We start from the raw sequence: 997 nt of genomic DNA, 5'->3' as shown, positions 1-997 counted from the left end.
TTACTCCTAACGAAGTAACGGCTGTTGAACAATGGATAAATCGTTATCCACGTAAATTATTTAATTATGTATGTCCTTATGACTTGCCTGAGGTGGCTAACTTACTATTGTAATTTGCGATCTGTATTGTTATCAATAAAAATATAACAACTAACCTCGTCATAATATTAAATTGTTATATAATATTTTTTCTTTTCCTATAATTTAACTAATATTTTCAAACATCCCTATCAACTCCACCCCGATTAAACATTACTGTTAACTCGACACCTCCTCCTAAACTTTAAAATTCTCTCAAAACAAAAAATACCCAAGCGTTATTCAATTTCGAATAACACTTGGAAATCCTTATTTTATCAGCATATTTACTGCATCCACCCTATTTTTTCACCAACAGAGTTATACACTATACATGAAACGAGTGGATATGTTCGTTTATAAATTATTTTACATATTAAAGAAAATATTTTATTTTTTTTAATTTTAATCATTAGTTAAGTACCTATTTGTTTCTTTTTTAATTACTGCATTATTTTTTATTATTTGGGATTGGATCTATACTATTAAAGTAGACACAAAAATAAATAATATATTATAATAAAATAGACAAGAAAGGAAGTGGTAAAAATGGCTAAAAATGTCTACACAGAAGATTTTAAAAAATCTATAGTCAGCCTATACCAAAATGGAAAATAACAAACAGAACTTAGCAATAATTATGGAGTTTCTATTAGTGCAATAAATAAATGGGTAAAAAATACTCAGAGATTCAAATAGATGACGGTGAAATATTTACTGCTCAACAAATTAAAGAATTACAGAAACGTAATGCTCAATTAGAGGAAGAAATAATAATTCTAAAAAAAGCGATTGCCATATTCACTCCACACTTAAACAAAGATTAGAAGCTATCAATCCCCTTAAAAACCAACACAATATCAAGCTTCTTTGTAAAGTGTTAAATGTAAATAGGAGTACATATTATAAATATATTTCG

At 27.0% G+C, this 997-nt stretch carries 1 protein-coding gene; it reads left to right on the top strand.

Annotated elements, in window-relative coordinates; translation table 11 throughout:
• The first annotated feature begins 746 nt into the window (after window positions 1-746).
• Window positions 747-905, top strand: coding sequence for a hypothetical protein (locus KMP12_RS07415; RefSeq protein ID WP_215757067.1), 159 nt, complete (start codon window positions 747-749; stop codon window positions 903-905).
• Window positions 906-997: the final 92 nt, after the last annotated feature.

Origin of the sequence: Gemella sp. zg-1178 (genome assembly GCF_018790995.1) — a bacterium.
Classification (GTDB): domain Bacteria; phylum Bacillota; class Bacilli; order Staphylococcales; family Gemellaceae; genus Gemelliphila.
The sequence above is the reverse complement of the archived record's forward strand: the minus strand, read 5'-3'. Positions and strand labels throughout refer to the sequence as shown.

Coding starts and splice junctions, on each gene's coding strand:
- KMP12_RS07415 (WP_215757067.1), top strand. CDS start 747: ATGGGTAAAAAATACTCAGAGATTCAAATAGATGACGGTGAAATATTT.